The 18703-nt window shown below is 72.6% G+C and carries 19 protein-coding genes; 6 read left to right on the top strand and 13 right to left on the bottom strand.

The genetic code is table 11. The annotated features are described in order from the left end of the window. The first annotated feature begins 2 nt into the window (after positions 1–2). The 3 genes from DFP74_RS22925 to DFP74_RS22935 are packed head-to-tail and all read left to right on the top strand — an operon-like array spanning position 3 to position 4026. On the top strand, positions 3–974 hold the full coding sequence (locus DFP74_RS22925; RefSeq protein WP_199725755.1) for a carbohydrate ABC transporter permease: 972 nt from the start codon (positions 3–5) through the stop codon (positions 972–974). After that, positions 971–1858 carry a carbohydrate ABC transporter permease gene (locus DFP74_RS22930; RefSeq protein WP_121184613.1) on the top strand — a complete coding sequence of 296 codons (888 nt, stop codon included), beginning with the start codon at positions 971–973 and terminating at the stop codon, positions 1856–1858. The genes DFP74_RS22925 and DFP74_RS22930 overlap by 4 nt, the downstream gene beginning before the upstream one ends. After that, complete coding sequence (locus tag DFP74_RS22935; RefSeq protein ID WP_121184615.1) at positions 1855–4026, top strand: alpha-galactosidase; 2172 nt, start codon at positions 1855–1857, stop codon at positions 4024–4026. The genes DFP74_RS22930 and DFP74_RS22935 overlap by 4 nt, the downstream gene beginning before the upstream one ends. Before the next feature lie 67 nt (positions 4027–4093). Here the strand turns inward: DFP74_RS22935 and DFP74_RS22940 are convergent, their stop codons facing one another. From DFP74_RS22940 to DFP74_RS22960, 5 genes are all read right to left on the bottom strand, one after another. Then, entirely contained in the window at positions 4094–5257 is a 1164-nt protein-coding gene (locus tag DFP74_RS22940) for an oxygenase MpaB family protein (RefSeq protein WP_121184617.1), read from the bottom strand. A 17-nt stretch (positions 5258–5274) separates the two neighbouring features. After that, positions 5275–6327: a polyprenyl synthetase family protein gene (locus DFP74_RS22945; RefSeq protein ID WP_121184619.1), complete on the bottom strand. Its 1053-nt coding sequence runs from the start codon at positions 6325–6327 to the stop codon at positions 5275–5277. After that, positions 6320–6568 carry a hypothetical protein gene (locus DFP74_RS22950; protein ID WP_233571113.1) on the bottom strand — a complete coding sequence of 83 codons (249 nt, stop codon included), beginning with the start codon at positions 6566–6568 and terminating at the stop codon, positions 6320–6322. Before DFP74_RS22950 ends, DFP74_RS22945 begins: the two co-directional genes overlap by 8 nt. Positions 6569–7186: 618 nt before the next feature. Then, positions 7187–7963: a TSUP family transporter gene (locus tag DFP74_RS22955; RefSeq protein ID WP_121184623.1), complete on the bottom strand. Its 777-nt coding sequence runs from the start codon at positions 7961–7963 to the stop codon at positions 7187–7189. 188 nt (positions 7964–8151) lie between these two features. Continuing rightward, positions 8152–8622: a hypothetical protein gene (locus DFP74_RS22960; RefSeq protein ID WP_121184625.1), complete on the bottom strand. Its 471-nt coding sequence runs from the start codon at positions 8620–8622 to the stop codon at positions 8152–8154. Between the two features lie 326 nt (positions 8623–8948). Between DFP74_RS22960 and DFP74_RS22965 the strand changes: the two genes are divergently transcribed. Further along, positions 8949–9206 carry a hypothetical protein gene (locus DFP74_RS22965; protein ID WP_121184627.1) on the top strand — a complete coding sequence of 86 codons (258 nt, stop codon included), beginning with the start codon at positions 8949–8951 and terminating at the stop codon, positions 9204–9206. A 4-nt stretch (positions 9207–9210) separates the two neighbouring features. Here the strand turns inward: DFP74_RS22965 and DFP74_RS22970 are convergent, their stop codons facing one another. The 4 genes from DFP74_RS22970 to DFP74_RS22985 form a co-directional block, all read right to left on the bottom strand. Further along, positions 9211–9951, bottom strand: coding sequence for a potassium channel family protein (locus DFP74_RS22970; RefSeq protein ID WP_233571114.1), 741 nt, complete (start codon positions 9949–9951; stop codon positions 9211–9213). A gap of 96 nt (positions 9952–10047) precedes the next feature. After that, positions 10048–10680 carry an alpha/beta hydrolase gene (locus tag DFP74_RS22975; RefSeq protein WP_121184629.1) on the bottom strand — a complete coding sequence of 211 codons (633 nt, stop codon included), beginning with the start codon at positions 10678–10680 and terminating at the stop codon, positions 10048–10050. Beyond that, positions 10677–11627 carry a ring-cleaving dioxygenase gene (locus DFP74_RS22980; RefSeq protein ID WP_121184631.1) on the bottom strand — a complete coding sequence of 317 codons (951 nt, stop codon included), beginning with the start codon at positions 11625–11627 and terminating at the stop codon, positions 10677–10679. The genes DFP74_RS22975 and DFP74_RS22980 overlap by 4 nt, the downstream gene beginning before the upstream one ends. Positions 11628–11746: 119 nt before the next feature. Beyond that, on the bottom strand, positions 11747–12994 hold the full coding sequence (locus tag DFP74_RS22985) for an MFS transporter (protein WP_121184633.1): 1248 nt from the start codon (positions 12992–12994) through the stop codon (positions 11747–11749). Between the two features lie 69 nt (positions 12995–13063). Here DFP74_RS22985 and DFP74_RS22990 point away from each other — a divergent pair, with 69 nt between their 5' ends. After that, a complete protein-coding gene (locus DFP74_RS22990) occupies positions 13064–14098 on the top strand; it encodes a LysR family transcriptional regulator (RefSeq protein WP_121184634.1) in 1035 nt (344 codons plus the stop codon). 81 nt (positions 14099–14179) lie between these two features. On the opposite strand, the gene DFP74_RS22995 is transcribed toward DFP74_RS22990, so the two are convergent. Continuing rightward, the gene (locus tag DFP74_RS22995) at positions 14180–14620 is read right to left on the bottom strand and encodes a cupredoxin domain-containing protein (RefSeq protein ID WP_158613041.1); all 441 of its coding nucleotides are present in this window, start codon (positions 14618–14620) and stop codon (positions 14180–14182) included. 159 nt (positions 14621–14779) lie between these two features. Further along, the gene (locus tag DFP74_RS23000) at positions 14780–15520 is read right to left on the bottom strand and encodes a MerR family transcriptional regulator (RefSeq protein ID WP_121184638.1); all 741 of its coding nucleotides are present in this window, start codon (positions 15518–15520) and stop codon (positions 14780–14782) included. A 207-nt stretch (positions 15521–15727) separates the two neighbouring features. Between DFP74_RS23000 and DFP74_RS23005 the strand changes: the two genes are divergently transcribed. Continuing rightward, positions 15728–16384 carry a hypothetical protein gene (locus DFP74_RS23005; RefSeq protein WP_121184640.1) on the top strand — a complete coding sequence of 219 codons (657 nt, stop codon included), beginning with the start codon at positions 15728–15730 and terminating at the stop codon, positions 16382–16384. 79 nt (positions 16385–16463) lie between these two features. Here the strand turns inward: DFP74_RS23005 and DFP74_RS23010 are convergent, their stop codons facing one another. Together DFP74_RS23010 and DFP74_RS23015 are read right to left on the bottom strand one after the other, a co-directional pair. After that, a complete protein-coding gene (locus DFP74_RS23010) occupies positions 16464–16853 on the bottom strand; it encodes a cupredoxin domain-containing protein (protein ID WP_121184642.1) in 390 nt (129 codons plus the stop codon). A gap of 359 nt (positions 16854–17212) precedes the next feature. Then, the gene (locus DFP74_RS23015) at positions 17213–18670 is read right to left on the bottom strand and encodes an aldehyde dehydrogenase family protein (protein WP_370013422.1); all 1458 of its coding nucleotides are present in this window, start codon (positions 18668–18670) and stop codon (positions 17213–17215) included. Positions 18671–18703 lie beyond the last annotated feature (33 nt).

Consider the following 18703-nt stretch of genomic DNA (forward strand, 5'->3'; position numbering starts at 1 on the left):
GCATGGCTACCCCCGGCACCACCGCCGCACCCCCGTCGGCTCCACCGGCCCGCGACCGGGAACGACCGCCCCGGCGCGGCCGCACCTCGCTGCGCCACGGACGCCGCGACCGGATCTCCCTCGCCCTCATGCTGGGCGTGCCCGCGTTCCTGGTGATCGGCCTGGTCTGGCTGCCCGCGGCCGCCACGGTCCTCCTGTCGTTCACCCGCTGGGACGGCATCGGCGGCCTGGACACCATCGAGTGGGTCGGCGCCCAGAACTACACCGACGCGTTCACCCTCTACCCGCCGTTCGAACCGGCACTGCGCAACAACTTCGTGTGGCTGGTGTTCCTGTTCGCGGTCCCCACCGTGCTGGGCATGCTCTTCGCGGTCCTGCTCGACCGGGAACTGCGCGGGGGGCCGCTCTACCAGAGCGTCTTCTACCTGCCCGTCGTACTCTCGCTGGCCCTGACCGGGTTCATCTGGCAGCTCATCTACTCCAGCGACCAGGGCCTGCTCAACGCCTTCCTCGCCCTGGTCTCCGACCGCCCTGCCGTGGACTGGTTCGGCGACCCCGACATCAACCTGTACGCGGTGCTGGTCGCGGCGGGATGGAAGCACACCGGCTACATCATGCTCCTCTACCTGGCGGGCCTGAAGGCCGTCGACCCCTCGCTGCGCGAGGCGGCCGCCATCGACGGCGCCGGACCGGTCCGCACGTTCACCAGCGTGGTCTTCCCCGCTTTGCTGCCGATCAACGTGGTCGTGGTCGTGGTGACCGTCATCGACGCCCTGCGGGCCTTCGACCTGGTATGGATCATCAACCGGGGCCGCAACGGACTGGAACTGATCTCCGCGCTGGTGACCTCCAACGTCATCGGCGAGGCCAGCCGGGTGGGCTTCGGCTCCGCCCTGGCCGTGATCATGCTCGCGTTCTCGCTCGTCTTCATCGCCATCTATGTGTCCACCGTGCTGAGAGGGGCCCAACGGTGACCGCCACGACCCTGCCCGCGGCTCACCGCCGCCGGATCCGCCCCGCCCGGGCCGCTCTGCACACCTTCCTCCTCATCACCGCGCTGGCGTGGTTCTTCCCCGTGCTGTGGGCGGTGATCAACTCCTTCCGCGACTACGACTACACGACCGTGCACGGCTACCTGTCCCTGGGCGGCTTCACCCTGGACAACTACGCCGACGCCTGGACTCAGGGCGAGATGCCCGTCTACTTCGCGAACTCGCTGCTCATCACGGTCCCCGCCGTGGTCCTGACACTGTTCCTGTCCTCGTGCGCGGCGTTCGTGCTCAGCAACTACTCACGCCGCTTCAACCTGGTGATGCTCGCGGTGTTCCTGGCCGCGAACCTGCTGCCGCCCCAGGCGCTGCTCGTCCCGCTGTTCCGCCTCTACACCTCCATCCGACTGCCGTACTGGATCAGCGAGTCCGGTTCGCTCTACGACAGCCACATGGGCATCGTCCTCATCCACGTCGCCTTCCAGATCGGGTTCTGCACCTTCGTGCTGAGCAACTTCATGAAGGCGATGCCGACCTCGCTGTTGGAGGCGGCCAGGGTGGACGGGGCGAGCGTGTTCCAGCAGTACTGGAAGGTCGTCCTGCCCCTGTGCCGTCCCAGCCTGGCGGCCCTGGCCACCCTGCTGGTCACCTGGATCTACAACGACTTCTTCTGGGCGCTGGCGCTGCTCTCCAGCGGTGACAAGATGCCCATCACCACCGCGCTGCAGAACCTCCAGGGCACCTTCTTCGTCGACTACAACCTGCTGTCGGCCGGATCGGTCATCGTCGCCCTGCCGACACTGATCGTGTTCTTCCTGCTGCAGCGCCACTTCGTGGCCGGACTGACCCTGGGAGCCAGCAAAGAATGAGTGAGCGCACCGTCGAACTGCGGGCCGCGGGGACCGCGCTGGTCCTGGCCGTGCCCGACACCGGGCTGCCGCACGTGCTGCACTGGGGCGCCGACCTGCCCGACGCCGGCGGCCTGGCCCACGCCTCCGTGCCGCCCGCCGCCAACAACGGCGTCGACGAGCCCATGCCGGTCTCGCTCGTGCCCACCCAGGGCGAGGGCTGGCGCGGCCACCCGGGGATCTCCGGCCACCACGAGGGGCGGGCCACCTTCCCGCGCTGGCGGGTCGAGGAGGTGGTCGTGGACCCCCTCGGGGGCGACCGGGACGGGAGCGAGGGCGAGGCGCGCGGCGGCCAGGGCGGAGCGCTCACCGTCACCGCGCGCACCGACGGGCTGGACCTGCGCTGCCACGTGCGCATGGAGGCCTGCGGGCTGATCCGCGTGCGCCACACGGTGACCAACACCGACCCCGCCGTGTGGACCCTGGACTCCCTCCTGGCGACGATGCCCCTGCCCCGCGAGGCCGGCGAGGTCCTGGACCTGACCGGGCGCTGGTGCCGCGAACGGGCGCCCCAGCGCCAGGAGCTCACCATGGGCACCCGCCTGCGGGCCTCGCGCCGCGGCCGGACCGGGCACGACGCCCCGCTGGTGCTCACCGCCGGCAGCCCCGGGTTCGGATTCCGCCACGGCGAGGTGTGGGGCGTGCACACCGGCTGGAGCGGCGACCACGTCCACCTGGCCGAACGCCTGCCCGAGGGCGCCGGGCGGGCCGACGGCGTCCTGGCCGGGGGAGAGCTCCCCCACCCCGGCGAGGTGCGCCTGGCGCAGGGGCAGAGCTACACCAGCCCGTGGGTGTACTTCTCCTGGTCCGACCAGGGCCTGGACGGGATGTCCGCGCGCGTGCACCGCTGGCTGCGCTCACGGCCCTCCCACCCCTCCTCGCCGCGGCCGGTGGTCCTCAACACCTGGGAGGCCGTCTACTTCGACCACGACCTGGACACGCTCATCCGGCTCGCCGACACCGCGGCGGACCTCGGCGTGGAACGCTTCGTCCTGGACGACGGCTGGTTCCGCGGACGGCGCGACGACACCGCCGGACTCGGCGACTGGACCGTGGACACCGAGGTGTGGCCCGACGGCCTGCACCCCCTGTTCGACCACGTGCGCTCCCTGGGGCTCCAGGTCGGACTGTGGGTGGAACCGGAGATGGTCAACCCCGACTCCGACCTGGCCCGCGCCCACCCGGACTGGTTCCTGTCCACCGAGGGCCGCCCGCCCCCCGCCAGCCGCCATCAGCAGCTGCTCGACCTGGCGCGGCCCGAGGCGTTCGAGTACGTGTTCGAGCACCTGGACGCGCTGCTCACCGAGTACCGCCCCGACCACGTCAAGTGGGACCACAACCGCGACCTGCTCGAACCCGTGCACGCCCCGACCGGCGGCGCCGGCACCCACCGGCACACCCTGGCCGTGTACGAGCTGCTGGACCGGTTGCGCGCCCGCCACCCCGCGGTGGAGATCGAGTCGTGCTCCTCCGGCGGCGGCCGGGTCGACCTGGGCGTGCTCGAACGCACCGACCGGGTGTGGGCCTCCGACACCAACGACCCCCTGGAGCGCCTGGCGATCCAGCGCTGGACCGGGCTCCTGCTCCCGCCCGAACTCGTGGGGAGCCACGTCGGCGGGCCGCGGTCGCACACCACGAGCCGCGTCGCAGACCTGTCCCTGCGCTGCCTGACCAGCCTGATGTCGCACGCGGGCATCGAGTGGGACATCACCGGGTGCGCGCCGGAGGAGCTGGAGGTGCTGCGGGGGTGGATCGGCCTGTACCGGGAACTGCGCCCGCTCCTGCACTCGGGCGACCTCGTGCACGCGGACGCCCCCGACCACGCCGAACAGCTCGACGGGGTGGTGGCCCCCGACGGAAGCGAGGCGGTCTTCCGGTACGCCCGCCTGGCGACCTCGGCCCGCGCTGTCCCGGGCCGGGTGCGCCTGCCCGGCCTGCGCGAGGACCGGACCTACCGGCTGCGCCCGCGGGGGGAGGCGGGCCCGCCCCGCACCACGCAGCAGGCGCCGCCGCCGTGGTACGAGCGGGGCGGCATCGAGGTGTCGGGCGCGGTGCTCGCGCGCTCGGGGATCCAGCTGCCCAACCTCGACCCGGCCCAGGCGCTCCTGCTGCACCTGCACGCGATGTGAGGGCGCGCGTGCGCAAGCCCTCGCCGGGCTCCGCACGAGGGGGTCCGGGGCCTGCCCGGGGACGGGCTCAGCAGGGGAAGGCCGGGGGAGGCGGGACCCACCGGTCGGCACGGGAGGCGGTGGAGGTGAGGCCGTACTCCTCCCTCAGCCGTTCCGGAACGGCGTAGTGCATGACCCTGCCGCGGGTGAGAGAGCTGAGCTCCAGGTGGGTGGTGAGGTGGCCGAGCCGGTCCAGTGCCCAGGCTCCCAGCGGGGAGCGGTCCTCGATGCCCTCCAGGACTCCGAGGAGCGCGGGGGAGGTCCTGACGGCCGTGTCCCAGACACTGCGCGGGACCTGGAGCCAGTCGGCGCAGGTGTCGCCGACGAGGTACCGGATGAGGGCGGCGACCACGGGGTCCAGGAGGGTTCCGGGAACGACGTCCTCGTAGAGGTCGATGAGCTGGCGGGTCAGCCGCGCGCCCTCCTCGGAGGGTCCCATGTACCGGGTCATGTACAGGTCGGAGAACAGGCGGGCCTCCTCCAGAGTGGCCGGGGCCTGCCCGGGGGTGATCCCGAGCATCTCGCCGACGACGCGCCAGGCGTAGAAGTAGGCCGCCGCGCCCTCGGCCGACATGTGCACGCCCAGGCGGTGCAGGGCGTCCAGGACCTGGATCGAGAAGATCATCAGGCCGCCGATCATGTCCTCCTGGCAGATCGGGGTGCCGAGCGCCTCCTCGTCCCAGAGCCCCTCGCGGCGCATGTGGTAGCGGATGGAGGCGTGCAGCAGACGCACTTTCTGGACCGCGGGGACGAACCGGCTCCCCGCCTCGAAGGCGTCGGGCCGCATCAGGTAGACGGTGAACTGCCCGGTCTCGGCCATGCGCCGCGAGGGGTACTCCAGGCCGTGGGTGGCGCTGAGCAGTCGGGCCACGTGCGGGATGACGTAGCAGGCGGGCATGGCGGAGAAGGCCAGGGCGGTGGAGATGTGCACGTTGTTGTCGATGAAGAACAGCCGGGCCCGCTCCATCTCGTCCCAGTCGACCCAGGCGGGTGGTGCGGCGGTCGCCCGCAGGTATTCGTGGGCCACCTCCGGCAGCCCCTCCGGCAGTTCCTGCCCGGCCGTGGAGAAGAAGCGCATGAGGGTGTTGAACCTGCCGACCTCCCCGCGCTCGAACAGTGTCTCCACCGTGGTGTCGGCGAGTTCGTCCCCCACGAGCCGTAGTGCGCTCATGGACTCCGGTGTGTGGTGCATGGCATCCTCTCGGCGGCTCAGTACTGTCGGTCCGCGGCCAGGGCCGCCATGTGGGACAGGGCGGTGGCGGCCTCACCGGGCAGGCTCGCGCGGGCGAGGGCCTCGGTCGCCGCCCGGGTGCGCCGGGTGATCATCTCCTCGACGCGGTCGCGGGCCCCGGTGCGCCGCGAGATCGTGCGGACCCGGGACAGGCCCCCCTCGTCCACATCGCGCCGTCCGAGCAGCGCGCGCAGCTCTCGCCGCTCGGCCGCGCTCGCGCACGACCAGGTCTCGGCGAACAGGACGGTCGGCCGGTTGCCCCGGACGTCGTCCAGGTTCGACTTGCCCGTGCGCACCGGGTCGCCGAAGAGCCCCAGCAGGTCGTCGCGGAGCTGGAAGGCCTCACCCAGGGGAATCCCGTAGGCGGTGAAGGCCTCCATCAGCGCCCTGGGAGCCCCGGCCAGCGCGCCGCCGATGTGCAGGGGGTGCTCGACCGTGTACTTGGCCGTCTTGTAGCGGACGACCTGGAGCGACCTGGCCGTGTCGGGACGGGAGCCGGTGCGCAGGACCTCCAGGCACTCCCCGGCGACCAGCTCGCGGGCCATGACCGACCACGGCCGGCGGGCGCGGGCCAGGTAGGCCGAGGGCAGGCCGCACAGGAGGAACATCTGTCCGGCCCAGACCATCAGCAGGTCACCGGTGAGGAGGGCCAGGGCGCGGCTGCGGGCCTGGGGCCGCGTCCCGCCGGTGAGCGCCGTGCGCAGGGCGGCGTGGGCGCTGGGAGCACCGTGGCGCGTCGGGCTCTCGTCGATGAGGTCGTCGTGGACGACCGCCGCCGCGTGCACCAGCTCCATCGCCGCGGCGGCTCTGACCAGGGCGTCGCTGTCCGGTTGCCCGGCCGCGCGCCACCCCCAGTAGCAGAACGCGGCGCGCAGGCGCTTGCCACCGGACACCGCCGCGGTCAGCTGTTCGGCGACGGGCAGCAGGTCGGCGTCGACGGCGAGGAGGTGCTCGGTCTCCTGCCGCGCGAAGTCCGCCAGCTCCGCGTCCACCCGCGCCCGGAACAGGGCCTGCTCCGGCGGCTCAGCCATCGTCCGGGCCGGTTCCCCTGGACGCGGCGCGACGGGCGAGCGACTCCATGTGGGATTCGCGCGCGGGGGCGTGCCGCCGCAACGCCAGGCTCCCCCGCCGCCTCAGCTCCTCCCGGCCGTCCCGGGCCAGTTCCGCCAGGTCCGCGCGGCCCAGCAGCGCCCCGGCCCTTCGCAGGGCCGTTCCGACACCGTCGAGGACCAGATCGGCGGCCCCGGCCGCGATCAGTACCGGATCACTCACGCGTTCGCCCTCGGCACCGCCACCGGACTGCGCCACAGTGTTCCCCCGTCCGCATCTGGCACGACAGTGATCCCGACTCAGGTGAAAAGTCCCGAGATTTCGGAGGTGCGCCGTGAATCCTCTTTCGAGGATCATGTTCGCCCATGAACACCGTTGTCAATGCGATGGCGTGGTCTGGTTCCTTTCATGGGGAGGCAGAACGTGCTTATTTCCCCCCAGAAAGCGGACAATAAGGATAGGAATCAGACAAGGAGGAGGACAAATCCGCGGCATTGCGCCCGGAGCGAAGAAACCGATCCGGAACCGTCACGGGATCACCGCCTCCGGCCGGGGTTGATGACAGACCCGGGTGGTCAAGGCGGACAGCCGTAACCCCGGCCGCCCGGGCCGCCCGCGAGCGCGGGCGGGCCGTCGCGCCAGCCGAATTCCGTGCGGACCGCGCCCATCCCATCCAATACTGATGTTCTCCGCATTCCGGACATCGATACAGGAAGGGTGGGTCTTTATGGTGACGTGGGTTCTCTACGGCGTTCGTCGGATCCGAGTGGAGCAATGAACCCGACGACAGAGGGCGGACCGGACCATCGGCGGACCGGGTGTTGACGGGCGGAGAGTGCGTTATCCGGCGAAGAGGTCCCAGGACATGCGCGCGAGCAGGGCCAGCACGACCACGAGCAGGACGGCGCGCACGAACCCGGAGCCGCGCTTGAGCGCCATGCGCGCGCCGATCTGGGCGCCGATGATCGTGCTGACGGCCAACCCCAGGCCCAGCAGCCAGTCGATGTGGCCCCCGAACGCGAACACGACCAGGGCGCCCAGGTTGGTGCACACGTTGACGATCTTGGCCGAGGCGGAGGCGGTGACGAAGTCCATGCCCAGGATGGCGGTCAGCGCGATGATGAGGAAGACGCCGGTGCCGGGGCCGATCAGCCCGTCGTAGAAGCTGACGCCGAGCCCGGCCAGGGCGATGGCGGCCAGCAGCCGGTTGCGGGTGCGCAGCCGGGGGTCGGCGACCGAGCCCATGGCGGGACGGAAGTAGACCAGCAGGGCGACGCCGGCCAGCACGACCATGATGACGGGCTTGAGGACGTCGGCGGTCAGGGCCGTGGCCAGCACGGCGCCCAGCCCTGAGCCCAGCAGGGCGAGCGCGGAGGTGGGCAGGACCACACGGCGGTCCAGCGGCACCCGGCGGGCGTAGGCGATGGCGGCGGAGGTGGTGCCGAAGACCGCACCGAGCTTGTTGGTGCCCAGCAGGGTGGCCAGGGGCGTGTTGGGAGCCGCGACCAGGAGGGCGGGCAGCAGCAGGAGCCCTCCCCCGCCGACGACGGCGTCGACCCAGCCCGCGGCCACGCCGGCGAGCAGGAGCAGGCCCAGGATCTCGGGGTCGAGGGTCACTGGTCGCCCTGGGGATGCGAGGGGATCATGGGTTCTTTTCGGTACGCGAAGGGTGTCGAAGCGATTCTAACGACGGGGGTCGTGTGGCCCGCGTCTCGCAGGAGGTGTTCACGATCCCGCCACCTTTACGACGTAGATCTCATAAGCCACTTCCCGCCGAACCGGCGGGAGCACCGGGCCGCCGCCCCTCAGTCGCGTGCGGCCGAGCGCTCCCCCTCCGACCCTTGACGGCCCTGTGCCCTCCTGACGTGCCAGATCGCGGCGATGGCGACGGCCACGAGCACGACCAGCCCGCCGACGGGGACCCACAGCGGCGACTCCACGAGGGAGCTGATCCAGAAGAGCCCCGCCACCGCGTACCCGCTCCCCGCGGCCAGGGCCAGGATGTTCACCAGGGCCGTGGTCAGGCTGTGGGACGAGCCGGCCTCGGACTGCGTCTGGTAGCTGACCCCGAACCCTCCCGGGAGACCGAAGCCGAACTGCTGGACCTCGGGCGGCCGGAGCAGCACGTGGGGAGGCGGCTCCGATGCCACGCGCGAGCGGCGGGAGGCCGGCGGCGCGGGCTCCGCCGGAACCTCGTCCTCCAGGTCCTCGGAACTCGCCACCTCGACCCCGGCCCCCATCGCCTCGTGCGGCACTTCATCGCTGAGGTCGTCCATGTCCGATCCCCTCGGTCAGGGGCGTTCGTGACCGCTCGACGCGTATCGGGTCGTCCGCGTCGCGCGTCGGCACCTCGTCGCTGAGGTCCTCCTCGCTCAGAACCACGAGCCGACTCTCCTGACCGTCCTGCGGCATGTCACCCCCATCCTCACCAGTCGATGACCATTTGCGTTCAGGACATGACCCATTGCAAGCATCAACGGTGGCGCGTCGCCAGATGCAGTCAACGTATGTATGATTGATGCCTATTGGATGTTCTTGACGCGTACCAGCACTGACATCGGGCAGCATGCCGACATCGGTGCGACGAAGGAGGGTGACGAGCATGTCCGGCACGCAGCCGCGCCAGGAGGCCGAGGACCAGGCCGCGGTCACCAAGGTGCACCGGGTGACCGTCAACCTGACCGAGAAGTCCCACGAGAAGCTGGAAGAGACCGTCAAGCTCACGGCACGGAACAAGACGGACACGATCAACCGCGCCATCCAGGTCAACGCCTGGCTGGAAGAGGCCATCCAGAACGGAGCAAGCGTCTTCGTGAAGGAGGCCGAGAGCGGGGAGCTGCAGAAGATCGTGCTCCTGTGAGCCGTCAGCTCTCCTGGGTGCTCTTGGCCGCCTCCGCGTCCTTGCTCGCCTGCTGTTGAATGTTGGAGACGAACGCGGACGCCACCGCGGCCGTGAGCACGCCCACGAGCGAGATCCCCATGATCATCAGGGCGACCGCCACCAGGCGGCCCTGGAACGTGATCGGATAGAAGTCGCCGTATCCGACGGTGGTCACCGTGACCACCGACCACCACAGGGCGTCGCCGAACTCGGTGATGTTCGCGCCGGGAGCGTGCTGCTCGACGTCCAGCACGGCGATCGCGCCCAGGACGGAGGTCAGCGCGGCCGTACCGGCCACGTAGACGGACGCCCTGCCGCTCAGCGTGCCCGCCATGGACCGGTTCAGCATGCGCATCAGCGCGAGCAGCCGCAGCAGTCGCAGCGCGCGGAACATCGGGAGCACGATCAGCACCACGTCGTACCAGTGCTTGGCCGCGTACCGCACCCGGTGTTCGGCCAGGGAGAGCCGGATCCAGAAGTCGACGGCGAACGCCACCCACACCGTCCAGGTCAGGACCCGCAGGGAGGAGCGCAGGTCACCGCCCAGGTCCTGGTCGATGACGGGCCAGGCGTAGGCGACCAGGAACGCTCCGGCCAGGAGCAGCATCGGGATCTCCACGCGCCGCTCCCAGCTGGCGACACGTGCGCCGTGCGGGAAGTGTTCTTCGGACCGCCCGTCGTCCGCGTTCTCTTCGTGCTCGGCGTTGTCTCGCGGTGCCGCCATGGGTGACCGGTCTCCGTTCTACGCTGGATCGCCACTGGTCAGTGCACGCCAACGTAACCAGACGACGGACACCGGCGCGACAACGGGGCGTCACGGTCAGAACGCGCTTGCCGACCACCACCGCCGGGCGTCGGCCAGGACCCGCGGCGGGATGCCGTGTCCGCCGGGGTGTTCGCGGTCGGTCACCTCGGCGCCCCGCTCCCCCAGCTGGGCGGCGAGCAGGCGTGCCTGGTCGATGGTGGTGATGGGATCGCTCTCCCCCGCCCCCAGGAAGACCCGGGTGCCGGACAGGTCCACCGGATCGGGTTCGCGGCCCTGCAGGGGCGCTCCGGCGGCGAAGAGCGCGGCGCCCGCCAGCAGGCCCGGGTGGAGCAGCAGCAGGGCCGCGGCGGTGTTGGCGCCGTTGGAGAACCCGGCGGCCACGACGCGCCCCGGGTCCAGGCCGTAGGCGCGGGTCGCGGCGGTGACGAATCCCGCCAGCTCGGCGGTGCGCTCGATGAGGTCCTCGACGTCGAAGACGCCCTCGCGCAGGCGGCGGAACCAGCGGTTGGCGCCGTGCTCGTCGACCCTGCCGCGCGGCGAGAGCAGGGCCGCGCCCGGCGCCAGGGCGCGGCCCAGCGGCAGCAGGTCGTACTCGTCGGCGCCGGTGCCGTGGAGCAGCAGAACGGTGGGCGCCCCCGCCTCGGCCGCGGGCTCGAACACGTGGACGAAGTCGTCGGTGGCGGTCACCGGCCGGCCTCGAGCTCGGGAAGGCGGGCGGCGATCTGCTCGCGGTCGGGCTCCAGCCACGGCGGGAGCCTCAGCGAGCGGCCCAGCTCCAGCAGCGGCTCGTCGTAGTCGAAGCCGGGCCCGTCGGTGGCGATCTCCAGCAGGACCCCGCCGGGCTCGCGGAAGTAGATCGAGGTGAAGTAGCAGCGGTCGCGGATCTCCGTCACGCCCACGCCCTCGCTCTCCAGCCGCTCGCGCCAGGCGGCCTGGACGGGGCCGTCGGGGGCCCGGTAGGCCACGTGGTGGACCGTTCCGGCGGCCACGATGCCGCGCTCGGCGCGGGGCCGGGCCAGGACGTCGACGATGGTGCCCACCCCGGCGCCGGACTCGTCGGTGCGAAAGCGCAGGCGGTCGCCGTCCTCCTCGGCCAGGCGGAAGCCCAGGTGGCCGCCGAGCATCTCGACGGTGCCCTCCACGTCGTTCTCGGTGAAGGTGACCGCGCGGATCCCGCGGATGGCGTGTTCGGCGGGGACCCGGCCGCCGTCCCAGGGGTCGGTGTCGTGGGAGTCGGCTCCGGCGGCGAGTTCGATGACCAGGCCGTCGGGGTCGCGCAGGCTGAGCACGTCCTCCGAGCCGCGCTCGACGGGGCGGGTGGTGGGCACGTCCAGGGCGGCCAGGTGGTCGGCCCACCAGCCCAGGGAGCCCTCGGGCACGGAGAAGGTCGTGGTGGTGGCCTGGCCGGCGCCGCGGCGTCCCCGCGGGGCCTCGGGCCAGGGGAAGAAGGTCATGATGGTGCCGGGGTTGCCCGCCCGGTCGCCGTAGTAGAGGTGGTAGGTCTGCGGGGCGTCGAAGTTGACCGTCCGCTTGACCATGCGCATGCCCAGCGCGTTGAGGTAGAAGTCCGCGTTGGCCTGGGGATCGCCGGCGATCGCGGTCACGTGGTGGATGCCCGAGGGCCGCACGTCCATGTCCTCACCTTCCGTCGAGCTCTCTCGCCCGGACGAGACCGGGAAGTAGTTCAATTTTAAACTACCCGGACGGTCAGGTCGAGGGTGCCGCGCCGTGTCCCGCGCGCGCCCCGCGGTGATCAGTCCCGCGCGGGCGCGTCCGCGTCGGCGGGGAGCCGGCGCAGGCGCAGCGCCACCAGGGCCGCCGTGGCGCACAGGCCGAGGGCGAAGAGCACCGCACCGTTCCACCCTGCGGTGTCGTAGACCAGGCCGCCCAGCCAGCCGAAGAGGCTGGAGCCGAGGTAGTAGGCCAGCGTGTACAGCGCCATGGCCTGGGCGCGTCCGGCCGAGGCCCGCGCCCCCACCCACGCCGAGGCGGTGGCGTGGGCGCTGAAGAAGCTGAAGGTCAGCACCAGCAGGGCCGCGAGCAGACCGATGAGCACCGCGGCGAACAGGCCCGCCAGTCCCACGGCCATGAGCACGGTGGAGGCCGTCAGGACGGCGTAGCCGCCGAAGCGGGCGGTGGCCGATCCGGCGACGGCGGAGCCGAGCATCCCTGCGGTGTAGGACAGGAAGAGCAGGGACGCGGCGGCCTGGGAGAGCCCGAAGGGTTCGCCGGTGAGCCGGAAGCCCAGCAGGTTGTAGACGGTCATGAACGCGCCCATGAGCAGAAGCGCCTGGGCGTAGAGCGCGGGCAGGCCGCGGGTGGTCAGCGCCGAGCGCAGGCGGCCCGCCAGGGACGGGCCCTCGGCGCGGCCCTGCGAGGAGCTCGTGGGGCGGGGCCGGCGGTCGCGGGGCAGGACCAGGACGAAGACGGCCAGGGCGACCAGTCCCAGCAGTGTGTTGGCGGCGATCCCCCAGGCCCAGCCGCCGTGGTCGGCGGCGAACCCGGCCAGCAGCCGCCCGCCCATGCCGCCCAGCGGATTGCCCGCGATGTAGAGCCCGGTGGCGCGGGGGGCGTCGGCGGGGTGGACCTCCTCGGCGAGGTAGGCCACGGCGGCGGCCGGGACCCCGCCCAGCGCGGCTCCCTGCAGGGCGCGCAGGACCAGCAGGAGCGTGAGGTCTCCGGCCAGGGGCGCCGCGCAGCCCAGGAGGGTGGCCACCAGGAGCGAGGCGGTGATGACGCGGGCGCGGCCGAAGCGGTCGGCGGCCCCGCTCCAGACGAGGGTGAACCCGGCCAGTCCGCCGGTGGCGACGGAGACGGTGAGCGCGGCCTGGCTCGCGGTGGTGTCGAAGCCCTCGGCGATGGCGGGCAGGATCGGCTGGACCGACCACAGCTGGGCGAAGGTGGCAACGGCGGCGGCGACCAGCGCGATGACCGTGCGGCGGTAGGCGCGGCTGCCCGCGCGGGGGCGCGGATCGGTGGCGGAGGAGCTGGTCACGGTCATGACTCCACGCTAGGCAGCCCCGTTTCATACGTCCAATGCATGGTTTAGCCCTGATGCATACTGAAAAGTATGGATGAGGTGGATGCGCTGGCCCAGGTCCTGGTCCCCCGGCTGCGGATGGTCGCGGCGGTGGCCCGCACCGAGCACGTCACCCAGGCGGCCGAGTCGCTGGGGGTGCCCCAGCCCACGCTCAGCCGCGCGCTGGCGCGGGTCCAGGAGGAGCTCGGGATCGCGCTCGTGGAGCGCACGGGGCGGGGTGTGCGGCTGACCCGGGCCGGCCAGCGGCTGCTGCCCTACGTGGAACGGGCGCTGGCCGATCTGCGCGAGGGCCTGGCGGACCTGACCGGCGCGGAGGAGGGGCGGGTGGCGCTGACCTTCCTGCCCACGCTGGGCGTGGAGGTGGTTCCGGCCCTGCTGCGGGGTTTTCGCGCGGAGCATCCGGGGGTGCGCTTCACCCTGACCCAGGAGCCCTGGGCGGAGTCGCTGCGGCGGCTGTCCGCGGGCGGGGCGGACCTGGCCCTGACCTCGCCGCTGCCGGCGGATCCGGGGCTGGCGTCGACGGTGCTGCACACGCAGTGGCTGCGGTTGGTGGTGCCCGAACACCACCGGTTGGCGCCCGTGGCCGGTCCGGTCTCGGCCGCCACGGCGGCGGCGGAGGAGTTCGTTCTGCTCAAGCCCGGGCGCGGGGTGCGGCATCTGACCGACCGGCTGCTGGCCGAGGCGGGGGTGTCGCCGCGGGTGGCGTTCGAGGCCGACGACATCAACACGGCGCGGGGCCTGGTGGCGGCGGGTCTGGGGGTGTCGGTGCTGCCCGCACGGCCGCGCGGGCCGCTGCCGGGGACCGTGGAGCTGGGGCTGACGGAGGAGGGCTCCGACCGGCCGGTCGGGGTGGTCTGGCCACGGGTGGGCGCCGACCCCGGGGACACGCCGCGCTCGGACGAGGAGGGCGATGGCGGGCGGCGCTCGCAGGGCGGCGGGCCCCGGGCGTCCATCGGGGGCGGGGCCGCGCGGCACCCCGGGGGGTTCGAGCCGCCGGCGGTGGCGCTGTTCCGCGACTACGTGTGCCGGGTGGGCCCGCGGATCATCCCCGATCTCACCGGGTGAGGGGGCGGGAAGCGCCCCGCCCCGGGGTTCGGCCGGGGCGGGTGCGCGGACCGGGGCGGGTCAGGGCCCCGGCCGAGCCGCCTACTCGACGGTGACGGTCTGCTCCATCCCCATGGAGCGGTGGCTGCCCACGGAGCAGTAGAACGTGTACGTGCCCGGCTCCAGCGTGACGGTGCCGGTGGCGCTCTCGCCGCCGTCGACGAGGGGGATGACCTGCTCGTCGCCGAGCTCCTCCACGACGAGGTCGTGCGGGGCGTCCCCGGCGTTGTCGAAGGTGATCTCGACGGTTCCGGCGGGGAGGGTCTCGGGGATGCCGTCGTAGGCCATCTCCGAGGCGGTGACGGTGATGGCCTCGGCGGACTCGCCGTCCGCCGTGTCGCCGGAGTCCTCGGCGCCGCCGTCCTCGGCCCCCGTGTCCTCGGCCGAGGTCTCGGCGGGCGCGGCGGCCTGGTCGTCGGACGAACAGGCGGCCAGACCGAGGGCTCCGGCGGCCACCAGGGCGATCAGGGCGAGGCGTGACATGGGGTGCTCCTTGGAGTCGGAGTGGCACCGGGCGCGCGTGCGGCCCGGCGCCGGGCGGGAACGCGGCCGGGGCGGTGACTCCCAGCAGCGTACCGACCACACTAGCCGCATGACTTCCCAGCAAACAAATGAAGTCTCAAGTGATTTGGATCACCGAGGTCACGATGAGCCCTCGCCCGTGGTCGAGTCCTCCTGCGCGAGGAGGGTGCTCAGACGCCGCAGGACGCGCAGCTGCGCGGGGTTGTACAACTGCGCCATCGCCTCGGCCATCGTGTCCGCGGCGCGCCGCGCCCCGCCCGGGGCGTCCGCCGCCAGAGCCGTCGACCGCGGCATCCTCTCGCGGTTGCGGAGGACGGCCGGCAGCATACGCGCGGCGAGGCCGTCGACCGCGGCGTCGTCCGCGTCCGGGTCCAGGCCCTCGAACTCCTCCTCCGTGTCGTCGGGTTCGCTGATCAGGGCGCGGAACTCCTCCAGGGACTCCTCGCTGAGAACGCTCGAGTAGACCGTCAACAGGGACCGCTGCCTGTCGGAGAGGTCACCGGAGACCGGGGCGAAGGCGGGTGGGACGTGGGCGGGCGCCCGGTGTCGCAGGAGGACGGCCAGTTCCTCCCGCACACGGTTGAGCCGGTCCACGGTCGCCGCCAGTTCCGCGTCCAGCGCGCGGATCGCCTCGTCCGGGTCCTCGTCGGCCCGTTCCATCGCCGCCACCTCCGACAGCGGCACCCCCAGATCGCTCAGGCGCCTGATCCTCAGCAGGCGCACCAGGTGCGCGACCTCGTACTGCTTGTAGCCGTTCGCCGTCCGCTCCGGCACGTCCAGCAACCCGATCCGGTGGTAGTAGCGGACGGCCTTCACCGTCGTCCCGGCGAGTTCGGCGACCTGCCGTGTACTCCACGCCACGCGCTGCCTCCTCTGGTCCCGTGCCGCGGGTGGCCCTCACCGCGCGCGCACTCCAGTCCACACCCTGCCCCAGGGGCACGGTCAAGCGCATGCTCCCGCGCGGCCGGCCGCTTGACTCTGCCCCGGGGGCATGCCTTGCACTGGGGCGAGCGCCGGTCGTGCAGCGGCCCGGCGCCGACCACCCGCCCACACCACACGGAGCCCGAAGTGATCAAGGAACACCGGCGGCGCCAGGCCGCGCGACGGGTCAAGGAGGGGAACGGCCGCCCGCTGAAGCGCTTTCGCGCGTGGCAGCCGCTCTCGCGCGCGCTGTTCCATCTCCCTCTGACGAGCGGTGACGGGCGCCGCGTGGTCTACTCCGTCGACGTTCCGTACTGGCAGCAGATCCTGACCGAGAACGGCCAGGGCCGGGCCCACCTCTACCTCGACGGCAGGCACCACGCGCAGTCCACGCTCCCGGCGGTCTTCCCGGTGCCGGGTGGAACGATCGAGGTGGCGGCCACGGCCTTCGGGCTCAAGCGCTGCCACCACGTCACCGCCGAGGGCGCGGCGCACCGGCTCGTGCCGGACGCCCGCTCGGCGGAGGGACGCCGCGCCCGCCTGGACCGCGAGCACCCGGCCTTGAGCCGCTGGATCAAGTTCCTGTCGCTGGCCCTGCTCGTCGTCCCGCTCGTTCTCGTGGTCCCGCAGATCCTCGAGGCGCTCTCCCACGTGCCCCCGGTGGCCCGGCGCTACGGCACCTTCGCCTCGCCGGTCGCCCTGCCGCTGTGGCTCAACATCGCGCTCGGGCTGTGCGCCTCGACGGCCAGTGTGGAGCGCGCGACGCGACTGCGCTGGAACGCGCTGCTGGACGGGAGCAGCTGACGCGGGTCCCGATCGACCGGGGGCGGCCGCCGCACCCCGGCGCGTGGCCGGGGCGGAGCGGCCGCGCCCACGGGCGGGGCTACTCCTCGTCCTCGACGGTGACGGTGACCTCCATGCCCATCTCCCGGTGGTCGCCCAGGGAGCAGTAGAAGGTGTAGGTGCCGGGCTCCAGGGTGACCGAGCCGGTGGCGCTCTCCCCGCCGGGGGTGGCGGGGATGACCTGCTCGTCGCCGAGCTCCTCCACGACCAGGTCGTGCTCGTCCGTGTCCAGGTTCTCGAACACGACGTCGACGGTGCCCGAGAACATGTTCTCCGGGATCCCGGTGAACTGGGTCTCCTCGGCGGTCACGGTGATGGTCTCCGGGGCCGCCTCCTCCGTGGGAAGGACGGGGTCCTCGCCGTCGTCGGCACAGGCGGTCAGGCCCAGGACACCAGCGGCGACCAGGGCGATGACGGTACGACGTGACATGTGTGCTCCTTGCGCTAGGGGGTCGCGGTCCGCTCCGGCGTACGTCGTCGTACCGCCGGCCGCTCCCGGCCGGGGAGCGGGACCGCAGCGTGCGTCGGCGCCGCGCCGCGCCGGACCGGCGCCGGGCAGCGGCCGGGCCGTCCTTCACGGACGGACCGTGGTCGGGGCGGACGAACTCCGCGGAAGGATACCGACCAGTCGGCATCACTGTAGCAACAGGGCTTAGCGGGGAGCACGCGAGTGCTCACGTTCAGCGAGACCCCAGCTCGCACCCGGTCAGGGCGAGCGGGCACGACAGCGGGCTCGACAGCGGACGGGGCCGGGGCGCGCCCTCGCGCGCCCCGGCCCCGCACGGGCGATCAGAAGGGGTAGCGGGCCGGGTCGGCCTGCATCGTCACCCACTGGGTCTCGGTGAAGGCCTCCAGGTTGGCGCGCGTGCCGCCGAAGCGGGACCCGGTGCCCGAGTCGCCCACCCCGCCGAAGGGCGCCACGGCCTCGTCGTCCACGGTCTGGTCGTTGATGTGCACGATCCCGCTGGGGACCCGGTCGGCGATCTCCATGCCGCGCATCGGGTTGTGCGTGAGCACGCCCAGGCTCAGCCCGTACTCGGTGGTGTTGGCCAGCTCCACGAGCTCGTCGATCGAGGAGAAGCGCACCACCGGGGCCACCGGCCCGAACACCTCCTGGGCGTAGGCGGGTGTGGCGGCCACGACCCGGTCCAGGACGGTGGGCCGGTAGAACAGCTCTTCGTAGGTGCCGCCCGCCCGCAGCTGCGCCCCGGCGTCGACGCTGCCGGTGACCAGCGCGTGGATCTTGTCGCGCTGGCCGGCGTCGATGACCGGGCCCAGGGCGGCGCCGTCCACCTCGGTGCTGCCCACGGCCAGGGCGTCGGCCTTGGCCGCCAGGCGTTCGACGTAGGCGTCGGCGACCGTCTCGTGCACCAGGTGTCGGCCGGTCGTCATGCAGATCTGTCCCTGGTGCAGGAACGAGCCCCAGGCGCCGATCGAGGCGGCGGCGTCCACGTCGACGTCGTCCAGGACCACCAGCGGGGAGTTGCCGCCCAGCTCCAGGTGCGCGCGCTTGAGGTGGCGCCCGGCGGCCTCGCCGACCTTGCGCCCGGCCTCGGTGGAGCCGGTGAAGGAGATGACCCGCACGTGGGGGTCGGCGACCAGGGCCTGGCCCGCCTCGGCCCCGCCGGGCAGGACCTGCAGCACGCCCTCGGGCAGTCCGGCCCGGCGGAAGACCTCGGCCAGGACGGCTCCGCCGCACACCGCCGTGCGCGGGTCGGGCTTGAGGATGACGGCGTTGCCGACCGCCAGCGCCGGTGCGACCGAGCGGATGCCCAGGATGAGCGGCACGTTGAAGGGCGCGATGACGCCCACGACGCCGACGGGCACCTGGCGGGAGAAGCTCAGCCGGGGCTTGGCGGTGCGCAGGATCTCGCCGTGGGGCTGGGAGGCCAGGGCGGCGGCCTCGAAGCACTCCGCCGCCGAGACGTGGACCTGGAATCCGGCCATTCCGGCCGCCGCCCCGCCCTCGCGGCGCAGCCAGCCGGAGATCTCCTCGGCGTTGGCCTCCAGCAGGTCCCCCGCGCGCCGCAGCACGGCGGCGCGCTCCTCGTAGGAGGCCGCGGCCCAGTCGCGCTGGGCCCGGGCGGCCCGGGCGGCGGCGTCGCGGACGTCCTCGCCGTTCGCGATGCCGATGCGGCCCAGGACGGTTCCGGAGGACGGCGAGACCACGGGCGCGTCACCGCCCTTGGCGGGGGTCCACGTTCCGGTGAAGACGGACGAGGTGTGATCGTCGGCGAGCAGGGTCACGATGGGTCTCCTTCGACGGTGGTGACGTGGTGG

This window comes from Nocardiopsis sp. Huas11 (assembly GCF_003634495.1).
Taxonomy (GTDB): domain Bacteria; phylum Actinomycetota; class Actinomycetes; order Streptosporangiales; family Streptosporangiaceae; genus Nocardiopsis.